Below are 21,488 nucleotides of genomic sequence, written 5' to 3' on the forward strand. Positions count from 1 at the left end.
GAGTGGCGTCAGACCTACGACTCGATCTACTCCCGACCGGCCGAGGGCGCGTTCGGGGAGGACTTCACCGGGTGGGACAGCTCCTACTCCGGGGCGCCGATCCCCCTACCGGAGATGCGGGAATGGCGCGACGCCATCGTCTCCCTCATCCGATCCCACCACCCACGCCGCATCCTGGAGGTCGGCGTCGGCACGGGTCTCCTGCTCTCCCGCCTCGCCCCCGACTGCGACGAGTACTGGGGCACCGACTTCTCCGGCGCCGTCATCGAACGCCTCACCGCCGAGGTCACCTCGGCCGGTCTCCACGACCGGGTCGTCCTCCGCCACCAGGCCGCCGACGTGGTGGACGGCCTGCCCACCGACCACTTCGACACCATCGTGCTCAACTCGGTCGCGCAGTACTTCCCCGATGCCACCTACCTGGTCAGGGTGGTCGAGCGGGCCATCCGGCTGCTGGCACCGGGCGGGAGGGTCGTGCTGGGTGACGTGCGGAACCTGGACACGGCCCGAGCACTGCACTCGGCGGTGCACCTGCGCCGAGCCGGCGTACGGGCGGACAGCGCCGCGCTGGACCGCGCGGTGTCCGCTGACAGGGAACTGATGCTCGCACCGGCCTTCTTCCACCGCTTCGACGGGGCGGACATGGCGGTTGAGGTGCGGCTCAAGCGGGGCGGACACCACAACGAGCTGACCAGGCACCGGTACGAGGTGGTGCTGCACAAGCAGCCGGAGGACGTGCTGCGGTTGGCTGGGGTACCTGAGCTGGCCTGGGAGGACGTGGGCGCCGTGCCCGCGTTGGGCACGGTGGCGATCCCGGTCCGGGTCACCGGGATCCCGAACGCGCGCCTGGTCACCGAACGAGGCGAGCGGGTGCGGGCCGGTGTGGATCCGGAGGAGATCGCCACCTGGGGCGAGCGGCACGGGATCACCGTCCTCACCACCTGGTCGGCGGACCCGGAGTCGTTCGATGCCGTGTTGCACCGCGGGAACGCGGCCGCCGCGACGGTCGGCCTCCACCGAGCGGCCAAGAGCACGGGCGCACCGCTGGCGAACGACCCCTCGGCGCGGTCCGACCGGGGCCGGCTGGGCGGGGAGCTCCGGGACTTCCTCGCCCGGCGCCTCCCCGACGTCATGGTGCCCTCGACGGTCCTGCTGATCGACGCGGTCCCCTTGACCGCCAACGGCAAGGTCGACCGCCGGAAGCTGCCGGTCCCCTCAGAGCCGGGAACAGCCGGTGACGGCGGGACCTCCTCCCCGGTCGAGGCGGTCCTGTGCGACCTGTTCGCCGAGGTCCTCGGGGCGAGTGCCGTCGCGGTGACCGACGACTTCTTCGCGTTGGGCGGGCACTCGCTGTTGGCGACCCGCCTGGTGAGCCGGGTCCGCGCGGTCCTGGGCGTGGAACTCCCCGTCCGGGCGCTGTTCGAAGCGCCCACGGTGCGGGGCCTCGCCGGGCGGTTGGGCTCGGCGGGGGCGGCACGCCCGCCGCTGCGCCCAGTTGCTCGTCCGGACGTCGTACCCCTGTCCTTCGCGCAACAGCGACTCTGGTTCGTGCACAGGATGGACGGCGGTTCACCGGCCTACAACATGCCGATGGCGCTCCGGTTGTCGGGTGAGCTGGACCGGCACGCCCTCCGCTCAGCTCTCGGTGACGTCATCGATCGGCACGAGGCGCTTCGCACGGTCTTCCCCGAGGTTGATGGGGCCCCGCACCAACTGGTGCTCCCGGCGGGAACGACCCGTCCGCACTGGACGGAGCGGGACGTGTCGGAGGGCGAGCTCGCCGAGGTGGTCTCACGGGAAGCGGAGCGGTGCGTCGACCTGGCCACCGAGCCGCCGGTGCGCGCGGCGCTGTTCAGGTTGGCCGAGGACGAACACGTACTGGTCCTGGTAGTCCACCACATCGCGGGTGACGGCTGGTCGATGGCGCCGATGACCGAGAACCTGGCCGACGCCTACACGGCGCGTCGTGCCGGTCGCGCCCCGTCCTGGACGCCACTGGCGGTGCAGTACGTGGACTACACGCTCTGGCAGCGGGAGCTGCTGGGGGACCCGGGGAGCCCGGACAGCCTCTACTCGAAGCAGATCGACTACTGGCGTTCCGAACTGGCGGATTTGCCTGATCTCACCACCCTGCCCCCCGACCGGCCTCGTCCGGCCACCGCCTCGTTCCGAGGATCCCGCCGGTACTTCGAGTTCGACGTTGACCACCACCGGGCGTTGGGCTCGCTGGCGGAGCGGTGTGGCGCGACGCTGTTCATGGTGGTGCAGGCGAGTCTCGCCGCACTGTTGTCCCGGTCTGGCGCGGGCACCGATATCCCACTGGGCAGTGGTGTCGCCGGCCGGTCGGACGTGGCGCTGGACGACGCGGTCGGGTTCTTCGTCAACACGCTGGTGCTCCGCGCGGACCTGTCCGGTGACCCTTCCTTCCGCGAACTGGTCGGCCGGGTACGGGAACGGAGCCTGGGCGCGTTCGCACACCAGGATGTGCCGTTCGAACACGTCGTGGAGGTGCTGAACCCGGAGCGCTCCCCAGCCCACCACCCGTTGTTCCAGGTGGCGGTGGTGTTGCAGAACGCCCCCGCGTCGGATGTGGGTTTCACCGGGCTCAGGTTGACGGCGGAGACGGCGGAGACCGGGACCTCCCGGTTCGACCTGTTCGTCTCGTTGACCGAACGACCAGGTGTCGACGGCACTGGCGGGTCGGGGATCGAGGGGTTCGTGGAGTACGCGACCGACCTGTACGACGAGGCCACCATCGTCGCCCTGGTGGACCGGTGGAGTCGCCTGCTCACAGGGGTCCTGGCCGACCCGGACATCCCGGTCAGCGAGGTGGAGCTGACCAGTTCGGGGGACCGGACGAGACTGTTGACGGAGTGGAACCGCCCCGAACTGGGCGTGGAACCCGTCGTGCTCACCGATCTGATCGGCGTTCACGTCGAGCGGACCCCCGATGCCGTCGCGATCTCGAGCGGCGGGTCGAGAGTGCTGTCCTACCGCGAGCTGGACGCGCGGACCAATCGGGTGGCTCGATGGTTGCGGGAGCGCGGTGTGCGGCGGGGTGACCTCGTGGGCCTGCGGCTCCCCCGGTCCTGGGAATCGGTGGTGGCGGCCGTCGCGGTGGTCAAGGCGGGAGCGGCGTTCCTCCCGATGGACCCGGCCTACCCGGAGGACCGGTTGGCGTTCATGGTCGCCGACGCCCGTCCGGTGCTCGTCCTCGACCACCTGCCCTCCGAGGAGGAGGTGGCGGCCTGGCCGGATTCGGCACCCGGGCACTCCCCTCACCCTGATGACGCGGCCTACGTCATCTACACCTCGGGGTCGTCGGGAACCCCGAAGGGCGTCGTGGTCTCGCACCGCGGCTTCGCCAGCCTGGTCACGGCGCACCGCGACGGGCTGGGGGTCGGGCCCGGCCACCGCGTGCTCCAGTTCGCCTCACCCAGCTTCGACGCCTCGGTGTGGGAGCTGGTCATGGCGCTGGCTTCCGGTGCGACACTGGTCGTGGCCCGCGACGAACAGCTCAGCGGCGAGGAGCTGTCCCGTGTCCTCACCTCGAACCGGATCACGCACCTGACGGTTCCACCGTCGGTGCTGGCGACGGTTCCCGAAGGGGCCATGCCGGACCTGGCGGTGATCGTCGTGGCGGGTGAGGCGCTGCCGACCGATCTGGCCCAGCGGTGGGCACTGGGACGCCTGCTGGTCAACGCCTACGGACCGACGGAGACGACGGTCTGCGCCACCGTGAGCGGCCCGCTGGGCGATAGGACGGCACCCATCGGTTCCCCGTTCGCGGGGAACCGCGTCCACGTCCTCGACGAGCGGCTGCGCCTGGTCCCCCCGGGTGTTCCTGGTGAGCTGTACGTGGCCGGCGATCTGCTGGCACGAGGTTACCTGCACCGCCCCGGATTGACCGCCAGCCGATTCGTGGCCCACCCCTTCGGGGGGGCCGGTGGCCGCATGTACCGCACGGGCGACGTGGTGCGGTGGACCTCGGCCGGGGAGCTGGAGTTCCTGGGGCGAGCCGACGACCAGGTCAAGCTCCGCGGGTTCCGGGTCGAACCGGGCGAGGTCGAGGCCGCCCTGCGCACCCACCCGCACGTGGGGCAGGCCGTCGTCGTGATCCGCGAGGACCGCCCGGGAGATCCGAGACTGGCCGGGTACGTCACGCCAGCCGACGCGGTGGACCTGGAAAGCGGGCGACTCGGCGACGCGGTCGAGGAGTGGCGGGAGACCTACGACTCCGTCTACTCCGCGCAGGGCGACCCCGCCCTCGGCGAGGACTTCGCGGGCTGGGACGACTCCTACACGGGTAAGACCATTCCGCTGGACCAGATGCGGGAGTGGCGGTCCGCCGCCGTGGACCGGATCCTCGGGCTGCGGCCCCGCCGGGTCCTGGAGATCGGGGTCGGTTCCGGCCTGGTCCTGGCCGAGGTGGCCCCGCACTGCGAGGAGTACTGGGGCACCGACTTCTCCGCTCCCGCGGTGCACCGGTTGTCGGAGCGAGTCGCCGACGCCGGGCTCGACGACCGGGTGGTGTTGCGGTGCCAGGCAGCGGACGACACCGAGGGGCTTCCCACCGGGTTCTTCGACACCATCGTCCTGAACTCGGTGGTCCAGTACTTCCCCGACGAGGACTACCTCCGTCACGTGCTCGACGGCGCCTTCGAGTTGCTGGCACCCGGTGGACGGATCGTCGTGGGCGACGTGCGGAACCTCGCCACGCTGCGTGCCCTGCGCACCGCGATCCACACCACGAGGACCGGGCTACCCGCGTCGGCACCGGAGGTCCCGGTGGCGGTGGAGCAGGCGGTGATGGGCGAGAAGGAGTTGGTGATCGCGCCGGAGTTCTTCGCCCGGTTCGCGGACCGCGCCGCGGTGGACATCCGTCTCAAACGCGGTGCGCACCACAACGAACTGACCAGGCACCGGTACGAGGTGGTGCTGCACGGTCAGCCGGTGGACGCCGTGGACCTGGCTGCGGCCCCCGAGGTGGTGTGGGGGCGGGACGTGACCGACCTGGCTGACCTCCCACGTGCGCACGGGGGCCCGCTGCGGATCACAGGCATGCCCAACGTGCGGCTGCTCGGGGAGTCCGGCCAGACCTCGCGGTCCGCGATGGACCCGGAACTGGTGGCCGTCCGGGCCGAACGGTCGGGGCTGACACCGCTGCTCACGTGGAACACGACGCGCCCGGACCACTTCGACGTCGTCCTGCTCCCCGGCGAGGCTTCCGCCTACACGGGGGTGCACGTTCCCGCCCTCGACGTACCCCTGGTCAACGACCCCGCCAGGGCGCGGCGGATCACTCGGGTCGCCGGTGAGCTACGCGGTTACCTGGCCGACCGGCTACCCGAACACCTGATCCCGGCCTCGGTCCAGATGCTCCCGACGATCCCGTTGACACCCAACGGGAAGGTCGACAGAGGGCGACTGCCCGCGCCGAGGAGCACGACCGCCACGGGTGGCCGACCGCCGGAGACCGAGGAGGAGAAGGTGCTCTGCGGTCTGATGTCAGAGGTGCTGGGGCTCGACGTGGTCGGCGTCGACGACGACTTCTTCGTCCTGGGTGGCCACTCGTTGTTGGCCACGACCCTGATCAGCAGGATTCGGACCGTACTGGGCCGAGAGCTGGCCATTCAGGCACTGTTCTCGGCCCCGACCGCCGCGGGCATGGCCGCGCGGCTCGCGGATCCGCCCCGTCGTAGGCCGGCGCTCCGGCCCCGCCCGAGGCCGGAGGAGGCCCAGTGATCCCCCTGTCCTACGCACAGCGCAGGCTGTGGTTCCTCGACCGGTTGGAAGGGCCCTCTGCCGGCTACAACATGCCGCTCGCCCTGCGGCTCTCCGGCCACATCGCCCCGGACGCACTGCGCGCCGCGCTGTGCGACGTGGTCGACCGCCACGAGGCGCTGCGCACGGTGTTCCCGGAGGTCGACGGGGAACCACGGCAACGCATCCTCCCCCCGGGGACCATCCCGTCCTGGGCCACCCGACGGGTGGAGCCGACCGAACTGGTGGCGGCGGCGGAGGAGGCGGGGCGGCATCACTTCGACCTCGCCGACGAGATCCCGATCCGCGCCACCCTCTTCGAGGTCGGCGAGGACGAGCACCTGCTGCTCCTGCTGGTGCACCACATCGCCGCCGACGGCTGGTCGCTTGGTCCGCTCACCGGGGACCTGCTCACCGCGTACCAGGCCAGACTGCGGGGCCGGGCACCCGAACTCCCGGCCCTGCCGGTGCAGTACGCGGACTACACGCTGTGGCAACGGGAACTCCTCGGCGACGAGGACGACCCGGGGAGCGTCTACTCCGAACAGGTCCGGTACTGGGTCGACCGGCTCGCCGGGGCCCCGGCCGTGCTGGAACTCCCGACCGACCGGCCCCGTCCGGCGACGGCGACGCACCAGGGCGCGACGCTGTCGTTCGCCCTCGACGCCACGCTGCACCACGGGCTCGCCACGCTGGCACGGGAGTCCGGGGCCACGGTGTTCATGGTGTTGCAGGCCAGCATGGCCGCCCTGCTCACCCGCCTCGGTGCGGGGACGGACATCGTCCTCGGCGCGCCGATCGCTGGCCGCACCGACGACGCACTGCGCGAGCTGGTCGGCTTCTTCGTCAACACCCTCGTGCTGCGCACCGACACCTCCGGCGACCCGTCGTTCCGGGAGCTGGTCGGCCAGGTCCGGGCCCGCGCGGTGGAGGCGTTCGAGCACCAGGACGTGCCCTTCGAGCAGCTCGTCGAGGTGCTCAACCCGGTGCGGTCCATGGCGCACCACCCCGTGTTCCAGGTGACGTTGGCGCTGCAGAACCTGCCGGTGACGAGCGCCGAGTTGCCTGGGGTGGACATCACGGCGGCACCGCTCTCCACGGCGACCGCGCGGGTGGACCTCGCCATCAACCTGGCCGAGACGACGGACGACGCGGGACGACCGGCCGGGCTGACCGGGTCGGTGGAGTTCGCCACCGACCTGTTCGACGAGGCCGGGGTGCGTGGTGTGCTGACCCGGTGGCGGCGACTGCTCGACGCGCTGCTCACCGACCCCGACCTGTCGATCGCTGATCCGGTGCTGCTCGACCAGGCCGAGCTGGCCGAGATCCGTGCCGTCAACGAGACCACCGATGACCGGCGGGGCACGGTGTCGGACATGGTGGCTGAGCGGGCCGAGCGCGACCCGTCAGCGCCGGCGCTGGTGCGGGGTGCGACGACCCTGTCCTACGGGGAGCTGGAACGGGACGCCAACCGCCTCGCCCGGTGGTTGGTCGGGCGGGGTGTTGGCCCGGAGACCGTGGTCGGTGTGCTGCTCCCCAGGTCGGTGGAGTCGGTGGTCGTGACCTTGGCCTTGCTCAGGGCGGGAGCGGCCCACCTTCCCCTCGACCCGAGGCACCCGTCGCCACGCATCAGGTACGTGCTCGAGGACGCCCGTCCCGCGCTGGTGCTCTCCGACGCGGCCTCGGCGGGGGACCTGGCGGATGACCCCCGCGTTGTCCTGCTCGACGACGACCAGGTCGCGGAGGAACGCCGCCGGTGCCCGGATGGTCCGCCCCCGGCGACGGCCGTGGCGGCGAACGCTGCCTACGTGATCTACACCTCCGGCTCCACCGGCGCCCCCAAGGGGGTGGTGGTGACGGGTGGGGGGCTCGCGTCCCTGGCCAGGACGCAGGCCGAACGGTTCGGCGTGGGGGTGGGCAGTCGCCTGCTGCAGGCGGTGTCGCCCGGGTTCGACGTCGCTTTCGGAGACGTGTGCACGGCGTTGGCAGCCGGCGCGACCCTCGTGCTACCAGACGCCGACCAGGTCGCGGGCGAGGAACTGGCGGAGGTGCTCACCGCCCAACGGATCAGCCACGTCCAGCTGCCCGTCTCCACGGTGGAGACCGTCCCCGTCGACGCGGTCCCCCCGGGGATGACGCTGGTGATGGGTGGCGAGACCGCCTCCGCCGACCTGGTCGCCCGGTGGTCGAGGGGTCGGCGCGTCCACAACGCCTACGGGCCCACCGAGACGACGGTGTGCGCGACCACCGGTGAGCCCGACGGCGGCTGGCCCGTACCGATCGGAACGCCGATCGCCAACATGCGCGCCCACGTGCTCGACCACCGGTTGCGTGCTGTCCCTCCCGGCGTCACCGGTGAGCTGTACCTGGCGGGCGACGGCGTCGCCCGTGGCTATCTGGGGCGCCCTGGGCTGACCGGTCAACGGTTCGTGCCGGAACCCGCCGGGCCTCCCGGATCTCGGATGTACCGCACCGGTGACCTGGCTCGCCGCCTCCCCGGAGGCGGTCTGCGGTTCGTGGGGCGGGCCGACGACCAGGTCAAGATCCGGGGTTTCCGCGTGGAACCCGCCGAGACCGAGACCCTGCTGGCGGGGCTGCCCGGTGTACTTCGGGCGGCGGTGGTGGTGCGGCGGGACCGGCCGGCGGACCCGAGGCTGGTCGCCTACGTGACCGGCGCGGTGAACCCCGACGAACTGCGACGACTCGCCGCGGAGCGGGTTCCCGACCACCTGGTGCCCGCCGACGTGGTCGTCCTCGACAGCCTCCCGCTCGGTCCGACGGGAAAGCTCGACCAGTCGGCCCTGCCCGCACCCGTCCGGGTCGCTGGGGGCGGCGCTCGACGCCCACCGTCCACGCCTCAGGAGGAAGTGCTCAGCGGGCTCTTCGGTGAGGTGCTCGGTGTCGACGGGGTGGGGGTGGACGACGACTTCTTCGCCCTGGGGGGACATTCGCTGCTGGCCACCCGGCTGGCGAGTCGCGTTCGTTCGGTCACCGGTGTCGAACTGCCGATCCGGGCGCTGTTCGCCTCGCCCACCCCCGCGGCGCTGGCCCGTCACCTGCTCGCGGGTGGGGCGGCGCGGCCGAGGTTGCTCGCCACCGAACGCCCCGACCCGGTGCCCTTGTCCTTCGCCCAACGCAGGCTGTGGTTCCTGACCAAGCTTGAGGGACCCTCCTCGACTTACAACAGTCCGTTGGCGCTCACCCTTCGGGGGGAAGTCGACCGGGAGGCCCTGTCGCGCGCGTGGGCCGACGTCATCGGTCGGCATGAGAGCCTTCGCACCGTGTTCCCCGACCGGGACGGGGAGCCCTACCAGCGGATCCTGACGGCCGAGGAGGCCCAGATCCCGCTCACCGCCGTGGAGGTGCGCGGGGAGGAGTTGAACGACGCCGTCCACGAAGTCCTCGGTTACCCGTTCGACCTGGTCAGTGAGCCCCCACTACGCGCGTGGCTGTTCACGGTCGGGCCCTCCGGCGAGGAGAGGGCATTCGAGCACGTACTGGTCGTGGTGATGCACCACATCGCCGGGGACGGCTCGTCCCTCGCCCCGCTGCTGCGGGACCTCGACACCGCCTACCGCGCCCGGCGTCGGGGAGCCGCGCCGGGGTGGGCCCCGCTACCCGCGCAGTACGCGGACTACGCGCTGTGGCAGCGGACCCTGCTGGGTGAGGTCGCCGATGAGGGCAGCCTGGCCGCCCGGCAGTTGCGGTACTGGAGGGAGACCCTCGACGGGGCGCCCGCCCAGCTGGACCTGCCCGTCGACCGGCCGCGTCCGGCCACGGCCAGCTACCGGGGTGGAGCGGTCACCGTGCCGCTCGACGCCGAGGTCCACCGGGCGCTCCGGACGGTCGCGGCCGATCACCAGAGCACGCTGTTCATGGTGCTCCACGCGGCCTTCTCCGCCCTGCTCACCCGGCTGGGAGCGGGCACGGACATCCCGTTGGGGACCCCGCTCGCCGGACGCACGGACGACGCCGTGGACGACCTCGTCGGATTCTTCGTGAACACCCTCGTCCTACGGGTCGACACGTCGGGGGACCCGACGTTCAGCGAGTTGCTTGGTAGGGTGCGCACGGCCGACCTCGATGCCTACGCGCACCAGGACCTGCCGTTCGAGTACCTGGTCGAGGCGCTGAACCCGACCCGTTCGCTGGGCGGGAACGCCCTGTTCCAGGTGATGTTCGCGCTCCAGAACGTGGAGGCGCCGGTCATGCGGCTCGGCGACCTGGACGCGTCCCTGTACGGGTTGGAGGCCCGCACCTCCAAGTTCGACCTGTTCGTGACGGTCATGGACGGGAGCGTCACCGGGAAGGGCACGCCCGACCAGGAAGGGTTGGTCGTCCTCCTCGAGTACGCGGCTGACCTGTTCGACGCCGACACGGTGCGACGGATCGGCGAGTGGTACAGCCGGTTCCTGCGGGTCGTCGCCGACGCCCCGTCCACGCGTGTCGGTGCCGTGGAGTTCCTGAGCCTCGACGAACGCGATGGACTGGTCCTGGGCCGCAACCCCCACACCGACCCGGTGGCCGGGCACGAGCCCTGGCCGCACGAACACGTCGAACGCCAGGCGGCCAGGACGCCGAACGCCGTCGCGGTCATCGCCGAGGGGCGTACGACGACCTACCGGTACCTGAACGAGCGGGCCAATCGCCTCGCACGCCTGCTGGTGGCGCGGGGGGTTGGAGCGGACGACGTCGTCGCTCTCGCCCTGCCACGATCGGCCGACATGGTCGCCGCGATGCTGGCGGTGATGAAGGCGGGCGGCACCTATCTCCCGCTGGACCTCAGCCACCCGGTCGACCGGCTCTCGTTCCTCGTCGAGGACGCCAGCCCGGTCGTCGTCGTGACCACGGAGGAGGGGCTCCGTGGTCTGCCCTCCTCCGCACGGGGCACCCAGCCAGTCGTGCTGGGTGCGGAGGAGACGGAGCGGGAACTCGCCGCGCGGCCGGCGACCAACCTGTCCGGTCAGGACCGAGCGGCCGCGATCGACGCCAGGCACGCCGTGTACATCATCTACACCTCCGGATCGACCGGGAAACCCAAGGGCGTGCTGATCACCTACGGCGGTTTCGCGAACTTCCTCACCGGGTTCGGGGAACGTTTCCGCCTCGGGGCACGGGACCGGGTCGTGGCCGCGGCGACGGTCGCGTTCGACATCGTCGCCGTCGACGTCCACCTCCCGCTCATGCATGGCGCGTGCGTCGTCATCGCCACGACCGACGCGGCCAGGAACCCGGTCGCCCTGTCGGAGTTGCTCGCCGACAGCGGGGCCACCACCTTCCAGGCGACCCCCTCGCTCTACCGCACGATGCTCGCCAACGCACCCGACGGGCTCCGGGGTGTCCGGCTGTTGGTGGGCGGGGAGGCGTTGTCCGCGGATCTCGCCCGCCGCATGCGCGAGGTGGGTCGGGAGGTCGTGAACCTCTACGGGCCCACCGAGACCACCGTGTGGAGCACCCTGGGGCCCGTGGCGAGCTTCGACCGTCCACCCCAGGTCGGTACCCAGATCCCCGGCGTGCGCATGTACGTCCTCGACCCCGCGTTGCGGCTGGTTCCCCCAGGGGTGGTCGGTGAGTTGTACATCGCCGGTGCCGGCCTGGGCCGGGGGTACCTGGGGCGGCGCGGGCTCACGGCCGAACGGTTCGTGGCCGACCCGTTCTCCGGGCCGGGTGCCAGGATGTACCGCACCAGCGACCTCGTTCGGTGGCTGCCCGGCGGGGGCCTGGAGTTCGTCGGACGCGCCGATGACCAGGTCAAGGTCCGTGGGTTCCGGGTCGAGCTCGGTGAGATCGAGGCGGCCCTGACCAGCCAGCCCGGGGTCCGGGAGGCGACCGCCCTGGTTCGCGCGCACGGCGACGACCACAAGCTCGTCGGCTACGTCGTACCGGACCACGAGTGGTCGGCCGGGCGTGACGAGGTGGAGGAGGGCCGCCAGGTCCAGTCCTGGCAGCAGCTCTACGACGCGCTCTACCAGGACCAGATCGCCGACGGCGCCTTCTGGGAAGGCTTCGCCGTCTGGCGCAGCAGTTACGACGGAACGCCCCTGGCGGTCGAGGACATGCTGGCCTGGCGGGCGGCCGCGGTCGACCGGGTGCGCTCGCTGGCGCCCAGGCGCGTCCTGGAGATCGGTGTCGGGAACGGCCTGCTGCTCTCCCAACTCGCCTCCGCGTGCGAGAGCTACTGGGGCACCGACTTCTCCGCATCGGCCGTGGCGGACCTCCAGCGCCGGGTGGCTGGCGACCCGGATCTGGCCGACGTGGTGCGACTCCTCGTCCGGGACGCCACCGACGGCACGGACCTCCCCCCGGCGTACTTCGACGTCGTGGTGATCAACTCGGTGGCGCAGTACTTCCCGCACGCCCAGTACCTGGTCGATGTCCTCAACACCGCTCTCGGTCTGCTGGCCCCGGGCGGGTCCGTCCTCCTCGGTGACGTCCGGGATCTCCGGCTGCTGCGTGCCCTCCAGACCGGGGTGGCACTCCACGAGGCGGCGGAGGACGCCACCGCGGGCGAGGTGCGGGCCGCGGTGGAGCGGCGGGTGGCGGCGGAGGAGGAACTCCTCGTGGCTCCTGGCTTCTTCACCGAGTTCGCTCGGACCTCGCCCAGGATCACCGGGGTCGACATCCGCCTGAAGCGCGGCCGGTTCGACAACGAACTGTCCCGCTACCGCTACGAGGTCCTGTTGAGCACGGGGCCGGTGACCGAGGTCGAGGACCTTCCCCGTCTGGAGTGGGAGGCCGTCACCGACCTCACCGCCGTCCTGGACACGCACCAGCACGGCGTGGTCGTCCTGGGAGCGCCCAACCGCCGAGTCCTCGGTGAGCTCGACGCGCTGCGGGAACTGAGGTCGGGTTCCGGTGTCCGGCGCGCCGCTCGAGCAACGCGGGTACGGAACACCGGGGTCGACCCAGAGGACCTGCACCAGATGGCGGCGGACCGAGGGATGCGTGCGGTGACGACCTGGTCGGCCGATCGGCTGGACAGCCTCGACGTGGCCTTCCTGCCCCTCGGTGGTCCGGAACCCGTCGCCCTGTACGCCCTGGCCGGGGCCGGGGCGACCACGGCCGAACCGATCACGACGCACACCAACAGCCCCGCGCGTACCCGCCGGCTCAAGGAGCTCAACGACGTCCTGCGCACCAGGTTGCGGTCCTGGCTACCCGACTACATGGTGCCCGCCGCCTTCGTGGTGCTCGACGAGCTTCCGTTGACCACGAACGGGAAGCTCGACCGGCTGGCCCTACCCCGGCCCGACTTCGGTCTGCTGGCCACCGGGCGCGAGCCCAGCACCGAGGCCGAGCGTGTGTTGTGCCGCCTGTTCGCCGAGGTGCTCGACATCCCTCGAGTAGGTGTGGATGACGACTTCTTCGCGTTGGGTGGCCATTCCCTGCTGGCGACCCGACTCGTCAGCCGTGTCCGCGCGGTCACCGGACGGGAGGTGCCGATCCGCCGGATCTTCGAACGCGGCACCCCCGCCGCGCTGGCGGAACACGTCGACGACGGTGCACCCGCCCGGCCGCCGCTCCGCCCCCTCGACCGGGGGGAGGTCGTACCGCTGTCATTCGCGCAGCGCAGGTTGTGGTTCCTCTACCGGCTCGAAGGGCCTTCCCCCACCTACACGATGCCGATGGCGCTGCGCCTGAGCGGGCCGCTGGACCCGGAGGCGCTGCGAGCCGCGATCGAGGACCTCGCCGCACGGCACGAGACGCTGCGCACGGTCTTCCCGGAGGCCGACGGCGAAGCGAGGCAACACGTCCTCCCGACCAGTTCGACGAACATCCCGTGGCGGGTCCAGGAGGTGGAGGAGACCGACCTGGACCGTGTCCTGACCGAGGCCGCGCGTGTCCCGTTCGACCTCGCCTGCGAACCACCGCTCCGCGCGGCCCTCTACCTGCTGGGACCGGACGAGGCGGTCCTGTTGGTGCTGCTGCACCACATCGCCGGAGACGGTTGGTCCCTGGGGCCGCTGTCCGCCGACGTCGTCGCGGCCTACTCGGCCCGGCGGCAGGGGCGGTCCCCGGACTGGGACCCACTTCCCGTGCAGTACTCCGACTACACGTTGTGGCAGCGGGAGCTGCTCGGGGACGAGGACGACCCGTCAAGCCGGTTCGCCGAGCAGGTCGCGTACTGGACGGCCCAGTTGGCTGGGATACCCGACCAGCTGGACCTGCCCACCGACCGTCCGCGACCGGCCACCGCCTCCTACCGGGGCGACCACCTGGCATTCGTCCTCGACGCCGAGCTGCACCGAGGACTGGCCGCGCTCGCCCAGCGGGCCGGGGCGACGGTGTTCATGGTCCTCCAAGCGGCGTTGGCGACGCTGTTCACCCGGCTCGGCGCCGGTCACGACATCCCGCTGGGCAGCGGTATCGCCGGACGCACCGACGAGGCGCTGGACGACCTCGTCGGGTTCTTCGTCAACACGCTGGTGCTGCGCACCGACACCAGCGGCGACCCCACCTTCGCCATGCTGCTCGACCGTGTCCGGGAGACGGCGCTGGCCGCCTACGCGCACCAGGACGTGCCCTTCGAGCACCTGGTGGAGGTTCTCAACCCGCGGCGGACGACGGCGCACCACCCGCTGTTCCAGGTCGCCCTCACCCTGCAGAACGCACCCGCCGCCCGTTTCGGGTTGCCGGACCTCGACGTGCGCCCGCACCTGGCGGCCACTGGAACCGCCAGGTACGACCTGCTGTTCTCCCTGACCGAAGGCCACGACGATGCGGGGGTACCGCGCGGTCTCGGCGGGGTGGTGGAGTTCGCCACCGACCTGTTCGAGACGGAGACCGTCCAGCTGCTGGTGCGCCGGTGGGAGCGGGTGTTGCGGGCGGTGGTGACCGATCCCGGGCTTCCGATCGGGGCGGTGGAGATCCTGACCCCCGACGAGCACCGTGCGGTGGTGGCACTGGGCGAGGGCGCTCCGCTGTCGCCCAGTCCCCCGCTGGTCACGGACCTCCTCGCCGACCAGGCGTGTCGGACCCCGGAGGCGACCGCCGTGGTCGGCGACGGGGTCGGGATGAGCTACGGCGAGCTGGACGCGCGGGCTTCGCGGCTGGCCCGGGTGCTGGCCGGCCACGGCGCCGGCCCGGAAAGGGTGGTCGCGGTCCTGCTGCCCCGCTCGGCGGAGCTGCTGGTCACGCTGCTGGCCGTCCTCCGCACGGGTGCCGCCTACCTGCCGTTGAACCCGTCCGACCCCGAGGAGCGGCGGAGGGAGACGATGGTCGACGCGGGTGTGGTGGCCCTGGTCGGCCAGGATCCTCCCACGGCGGGGGACGCGCCGTGGCTGGTCATCGACCTCGACGACATCACGTGGGCAGAGGGCGGGGGTGAGCGGCACCGCCAGGAGATCCGCGCCGACCAGGCGGCATATGTGATCACCACGTCGGGGTCGACGGGGACACCCAAGGGCGTCGTCGTCGAACACCGCAACCTGGCCGCGCAACTCGACTGGCTCCGGAGGGCGCATCCGGTCGGACCCGGTGACGTGGTCCTGCAGCGCACGTCACCCGCGTTCGACGCCTCCGTCTGGGAGATGTGGCTGCCCCTGGTCTCGGGAGCCGCCGTGTGCGTCGCCACGGACGAGGACGTGCACGACCCGCGGCGCCTCGTGGCACTGATGGCGCGACACCGGGTGACCGTCGCGCAGTTCGTCCCCTCGCTGCTCGCCGCGCTACCCGCCCCGACCGAAGGGCACAGCCTGACCCGACTCCACTCGGGCGGGGAGCCGCTACCGGCGGCGTTGGCGAAGGCGACCAGCACGGCCTGGAACTGTCGCGTCGTCAACTTCTACGGCCCGACGGAGACGACGGTCCAGGTCGCCTCCGCCGACGCGACCGGAGCGGCGCGGGGGAACATCGTGCCGATCGGTGGGCCCGTGGATGGCACCACCCTGATCGTGCTGGACGATCGGCTGCGGCCGGTGCCCCCCGGAGTCCCCGGTGAGTTGTACGTCGGGGGAGCGCAGGTCTCCCGGGGATACCTGGGCAGACCGGCGCTGACGGCCTCCCGCTTCGTCGCGGGCCCGGACGGGTCCAGGGTCTACCGGACCGGAGACCTCGTCCGATGGAACCCGGACGGCGAACTGGACTTCCTGGGCAGGACCGACGCGCAGGTCAAGATTCGAGGGCACCGGGTCGAGCCCGGCGAGGCGGAAGCCGTGCTGACCGCGCACCCCCACGTCTCCCGAGCGGTGGTCGTCGCCCGGGAGGACATCACCGGAGAGCGCAACCTGGTCGGATACCTGGTCATCGACACCTCCAGGGATCAGGAACGGGGTGCGCCCGAAGGGGCGGACGCCGAGGTCGAGCAGATCGCCGAGTGGCGAACGGTGCACGACTCCGTCTCCTCGGGCTCCGACGCGAAAACGTTCGGGGAGGACTTCGTCGGCTGGACCAGTTCCTACTCCGGCCGGCCCATCCCGCTCGCCGAGATGCGGGAGTGGCGGGCCTCGGCCGTCGAACGAATCCGGCAGGAGCACCCCCGCCGGGTGTTGGAAGTAGGTGTGGGGACCGGGCTGCTGCTCTCCCAGTTGGCCGGTGGCTGCGAGGCGTACTGGGGCACCGACCTGTCCGCTCCCGTCGTGGACCGGCTGCGCGCGCACGTCGAGGCCGCTGGTCTCGGCGACCGCGTGGTGCTGCGCCGGCAGGCCGCCGACGAGTTCGACGGACTGCCGCACGGGTTCTTCGACACGGTCGTCCTGAACTCGGTGGTGCAGTACTTCCCGAGCGGGGCCTACCTGACCAGGGTGCTCGACGGGCTGCTCGACCTCCTCGCCCCCGGGGGCAGGGTCATCGTGGGAGACGTCCGCAACCTGGACACGTACGGGGAACTGGCCGGGGCGGTGTTCCGGCACCGCACCGGTCGGCCGCCTGTCGCCGGCGAGTTGGACCGCGCCCAGCTCCTGGAGAAGGAACTGCTGGTCTCGCCGGCCTTCTTCGCTGACTTCACCGACAGGGTCGGAGGTCTGGACATCCGGTTGAAGCGGGGCACGCACCACAACGAACTCACCCGTCACCGCTACGAGGTCGTCCTGCACAAGGAACCGGTGCGGACCCTCGACCTGACCGGTGCTCCGGAGCTGCGGTGGGGCGGGCAGGTGCGGAGCGTGCAGGACCTACCGACCGCCCTGGACGGACCGTTGCGCATCAGTGGCATCCCCAACGCCCGTCTGGCCGAGGAGTTCGGAACCGGCACCACCACCGCCGTGGACCCCGAGGACCTGGTCGGCCGAGGCGGCGAGCTCGGGTTCCTCGTCCTACCCACCTGGTCGGCCGCCGGCCCGAACCTGTTCGACGTCGTGCTGTCCCCCACCTCCCTCGACGCCACGGCCGTCACCGGTCTCCTCCGCCCGGCCAGCGACGGGGCTCCGCTGGTCAACGACCCGGCGGCGGGACGCCGAGTACCCACCGTGCTGGCCTCGGCTCAGGCCGCCCTCGAGCAGCGCCTACCCGCGCCCAGCGTGCCAGCCGCGCTGGTCCCCCTCCGGGAGATCCCGCTGACGGCCAACGGCAAGCTCGATCTCGCGGCGCTTCCCGCTCCCTCGGTCGCGGCGAGCGGTGGGCGTCGGGGTGGATTCCGCACACCGGACCAGGAGGTGCTGTGCGGCCTGTTCGCCGAGGTACTCGCCGTTCCCGTGGTCGGTGTCGATGACGACTTCTTCGCGATGGGCGGGCACTCGCTGCTGGCGACCAGGCTGATCAGCCGGGTTCGGTCCACTCTCGGCGTGGAGCTGCCCATCCGTCTGTTGTTCGACGCTCCCACACCCGCGGGCCTGGCTCGCGCGCTCGACGCTACCCGGGTGACCCGCCCGCCGCTGGTGCCGGCGGAACGCCCGGACTCGGTGCCGCTGTCGTTCGCCCAACGCCGGCTGTGGTTCCTGCACAAGCTCGAGGGGCCGTCCGGGACCTACGCGGTGCCGATCGCCCTCCGCTTCCACGGTGAGCTCGACGCCGACGCCCTCCACGCCGCGGTCCGGGACCTCCTGGTCCGGCACGAGTCGCTGCGCACGGTGTTCCCCGACACCGAGGACGGGGCGAGGCAGTTGATCCTCGACCCGGCTGCGACCGCGACCGACTGGGAGTTCCGCACGGCGACCGAGGAGGAACTGGCGGCGGCGATCGCGGAGGAGGTCGACAGGGGCTTCGAACTCGAACACCAGGTTCCCCTCCGTGCCCGGCTGTTCCGCCTGGGCGCCGAGGACCACGTCCTGCTGTTGGTGACCCACCACATCGCCGGCGACGGCTGGTCGACGGGCAGGTTGGTTGCCGACCTGGGCACGGCCTATGGTGCGCGGCGCGCCGGGTCGCCCCCCGCCTGGCGCCCCCTCCCGGTGCAGTACGCGGACTACGCGCTGTGGCAACGGGACCTCCTGGGTGAGGAGTCCGATCCCGGCAGTCTGGTGAGCGGACAGCTGCGGTACTGGACGGACCGGCTGGCCGGCCTGCCCGCGCTGCTCGACCTGCCCACGGACCGGCCCAGGCCCGCCGTCGCGTCGTATCGGGGAGCGACCTTCGAGTCGACCTTCGGCTCCGACGTCCACGCCGGTGTGGTGGCGTTGGCCCGCGCCTCGGGGGCCACGGTCTTCATGGTGATGCAGGCCGCGCTGTCCGCGTTGCTCAGCAAGCTCGGGGCGGGTCACGACATCCCGATCGGCAGCCCGGTAGCCGGCCGCACGGACGAGGCGCTCGACGAGCTCGTCGGGTTCTTCGTGAACACCCTGGTGTTGCGAACGGACACCAGCGGGGATCCGACGTTCACCGAACTGGTCGACCAGGTACGCACGCGCGGCCTGGAGGCCTACGCCCACCAGGACCTGCCGTTCGAGTACCTCGTCGAGGCGCTCAATCCCGTCCGCTCCCCCGCTCACCACCCGCTGTTCCAGGTCATGCTCGCCCTGCAGAACACCCCCGCGTCCAACGTCACCCTGGCCGGGGTCGATGTCAGCGCGCATCCCGTGGGCACGGGCGGTTCCCGGGTCGACCTCTCGGTCCACCTCTCGGAGTCGCACGACGCGTCAGGGAATCCCGGGGGCATCGCGGTGCTCGTCGAGTACGCCACGGACCTCTTCGACCGCGACACGGTGCGGGAGTTGGTGGGGCAGTGGGACAGGCTGTTGCGCGCCGTGCTCACCGATCCCGATGCCAGGTTGAGTCGTGCGCGCATCGTGGACCTTGTGGCGGACGCGACGGACCCGGTGTCACCCCTCCCGCAGGTGGTGCCACCGGTGGGGCTGCTCGCCCGTTTGGAGGACCAGGTACGTCGCGCACCACGGGCGCGTGCCGTGGTGTGCGGCGACCAACACCTGTCCTATCACCAGCTCGACCGTGCGGCGAACCGGCTCGCGCACTGGTTGCGGATTCGCGGCGCCGCACCCGAGTCCCTGGTCGCCGTGCTGCTACCACGCTCGGTGGACCTGGTGGTGGCCCTGCTGGCGGTGCTGAAGGTTGGCGCCGCGTACCTGCCGCTGGATCCACGTCAACCAGCGCTCCGGCTGGAACAGGTACTCCGTGGCGCACGGCCCGTGGTGACGTTGGACGAGGCGGAGCTGCGGGCGGCGGATCTCGACCGGATGCCCGAGACCCGCCCGGCGGTCGAGGTGCACACCGACACCCTGGCCTACGTGATCCACACCTCCGGGTCGACGGGCCAACCGAAGGGCGTCCAGGTCACGCGGGGCGCCCTGGACACCTTCCTCACCGCGATGGACGGTGTCGCCCGGTTGTCGCCGGCGGACCGGGTGCTGGCGGTCACCACGGTCGGGTTCGACATCTCCGCCCTGGAACTGTTCCTCCCCCTGGCCAACGGCGCGCGGGTGGTGATGGTCCCCGACGTCGAGGCTGGCGACCCCGCCGCTGTCGGGCGGCTGATCGCCCAGGGCGGTGTCACGGTCGTGCAGGCGACTCCCACCCTGTTGTCCGAGCTGCTCATCGACGGTACGGCGGACCTGACCGAGGTGCGTGTCCTGGCTGGCGGGGAGGCGTTACCCGCCGGGCTGGCGGGTGACCTGGCTGGCCGGGCCTCGTCGCTGACGAACGTCTACGGCCCGACCGAGGCCACGATCTGGGCCACCTCCGCTCTCGTGGAGGAACCGGTGGAGGCGGCGCCGCCGATCGGGGCGCCGTTGGCGGGCACCGGTGCCCGCGTCCTGGACGACCGGCTGAGCCCGGTCCCGTCCCGGGTGGCCGGTGAGCTCTACCTCAGCGGTCCCCAGGTGGCGCGGGGGTATCTGGGTCGCCCGGGACTGACCGCCGAACGGTTCGTGGCCGACCCGTTCGGCCCGCCCGGCGGCCGCATGTACCGCACGGGTGATCTGGTCCGACGAAACGCCGGTGGTGCCCTGGAGTTCCTCGGGCGTGTCGACGAGCAGGTCAAACTCCGTGGGTTCCGCGTTGAACCGGCCGAGGTCGAGACCGTCCTCACGGCGCACCCGGCGGTGGAACGGGCGGTCGTGGTCGTCCGCACTGACGACCGGGGCGACCGGCGGTTGGTCGCCTACGTGGTGACCCACCTGGATGCGACGCCGTCCGCCCTGCGTGGGTGGCTCGCCGAGCGGCTGCCCGACTACCTCGTCCCGTCCGCCGTGGTGCTCCTGCCGGCGCTGCCCACGACGCCCAACGGCAAGGTCGACCGTTCGTCGCTGCCGGCTCCCGAGGTGACGGCGACGGTGGGCAGGCCTCCCTCGACCCCGCACGAGGAGGTGCTCAGCTCGCTGTTCGCCGAGGTGCTCGGTGTGCCGGTGGTGCCGGTCGACCGTGGCTTCTTCGAACTGGGTGGGCACTCGCTGCTGGCCACGCGGCTCGTCAACCGGGTGCGGGCGGTGCTCGGACGGGAGCTTCCGGTGCGCGCGGTGTTCGAGGCGCCGTCCGTGGCCGCGCTGGCGCACCGGCTGGGGGTGGGCGACAAGCGGGAAGCGATGGACGTGCTCCTGCCGTTGCGGCCCACCGGTGACCGACCGCCGTTGTTCTGCGTGCACCCGGCGTCGGGTATGAGCTGGCCCTACGCGGCGCTGCTCCCCCACCTCGACTCCGCCATCCCGGTCTACGGACTCCAGGCACCAGGGATGACCGGTCGTCGTCACGAGTCGGCCGAGGAACTCGCCAGGGAGTACGTGGACCGGATCCGCGAGGTGCAGCCGCACGGCCCGTACCACGTGCTGGGCTGGTCCTTCGGCGGGCAGCTCGCGCAGATCATGGCGAGCGAGCTGGCCAGGCGCGGTGAGGGCACCGCGCTCCTCGTCCTGTTGGACGCCTACCCGCCCGATCCAGCCGACACGGGGAAGCCGGACCGGGTGGTCTCCGAGGAGCACCTGGACCTGATGTACCGGGGGATGCTCGAACTGTTCGACATCGAGCATCCCGGCGGCCCGCTGACCCACGAGAACGTGGTGACCGCGTTGCGGGAGCACAACACGGCGCTCGCCGGCCTCGACGAGAGCGAGGTGCGGGCGCTGGTGGAGAACACCCTGCACCACAGCCGGCTCGGCGTCGAGGCTCGACACGAGGTGGTGGCGTGCGACGCGCTGGTCATCACCGCGTCGGACGCGGAGGGCCCGTCGGCCAACGCCACGGCCTGGAAGTCCTTCGTGGAGGGAGAACTCCGCGTCTTCCCGGTCGCCGCTCCGCACACCGGACTGATGCGTCCGGACTCCCTGGCCGAGATCGGTCCCATCCTGGCGGCCGAGATCGACCGGTGCCACCGCACGAACGACCCGTCACGAGGAGAGTGAGGT

Annotated in this window: 2 protein-coding genes (1 of these 2 only partly in view); both read left to right on the forward strand. The window is 71.7% G+C overall.

Features of this window, described 5'->3' with window-relative positions:
* Window positions 1-5,745, forward strand: partial view of a non-ribosomal peptide synthase/polyketide synthase gene (locus G443_RS04215; RefSeq protein WP_051313660.1) — the final stretch only. It extends 21,816 nt beyond the left edge of the window; only the last 5,745 of its 27,561 coding nucleotides appear in the window; its start codon lies beyond the left edge, outside the window; it ends in the stop codon at window positions 5,743-5,745.
* Complete coding sequence (locus tag G443_RS04220; protein ID WP_051313658.1) at window positions 5,742-21,485, forward strand: non-ribosomal peptide synthetase; 15,744 nt, start codon at window positions 5,742-5,744, stop codon at window positions 21,483-21,485. The genes G443_RS04215 and G443_RS04220 overlap by 4 nt, the downstream gene beginning before the upstream one ends.
* The last annotated feature ends 3 nt before the right edge of the window (window positions 21,486-21,488 follow it).

Origin of the sequence: Actinoalloteichus caeruleus DSM 43889 (genome assembly GCF_000429185.2) — a bacterium.
In the GTDB taxonomy this organism is placed as follows: domain Bacteria; phylum Actinomycetota; class Actinomycetes; order Mycobacteriales; family Pseudonocardiaceae; genus Actinoalloteichus_B; species Actinoalloteichus_B caeruleus.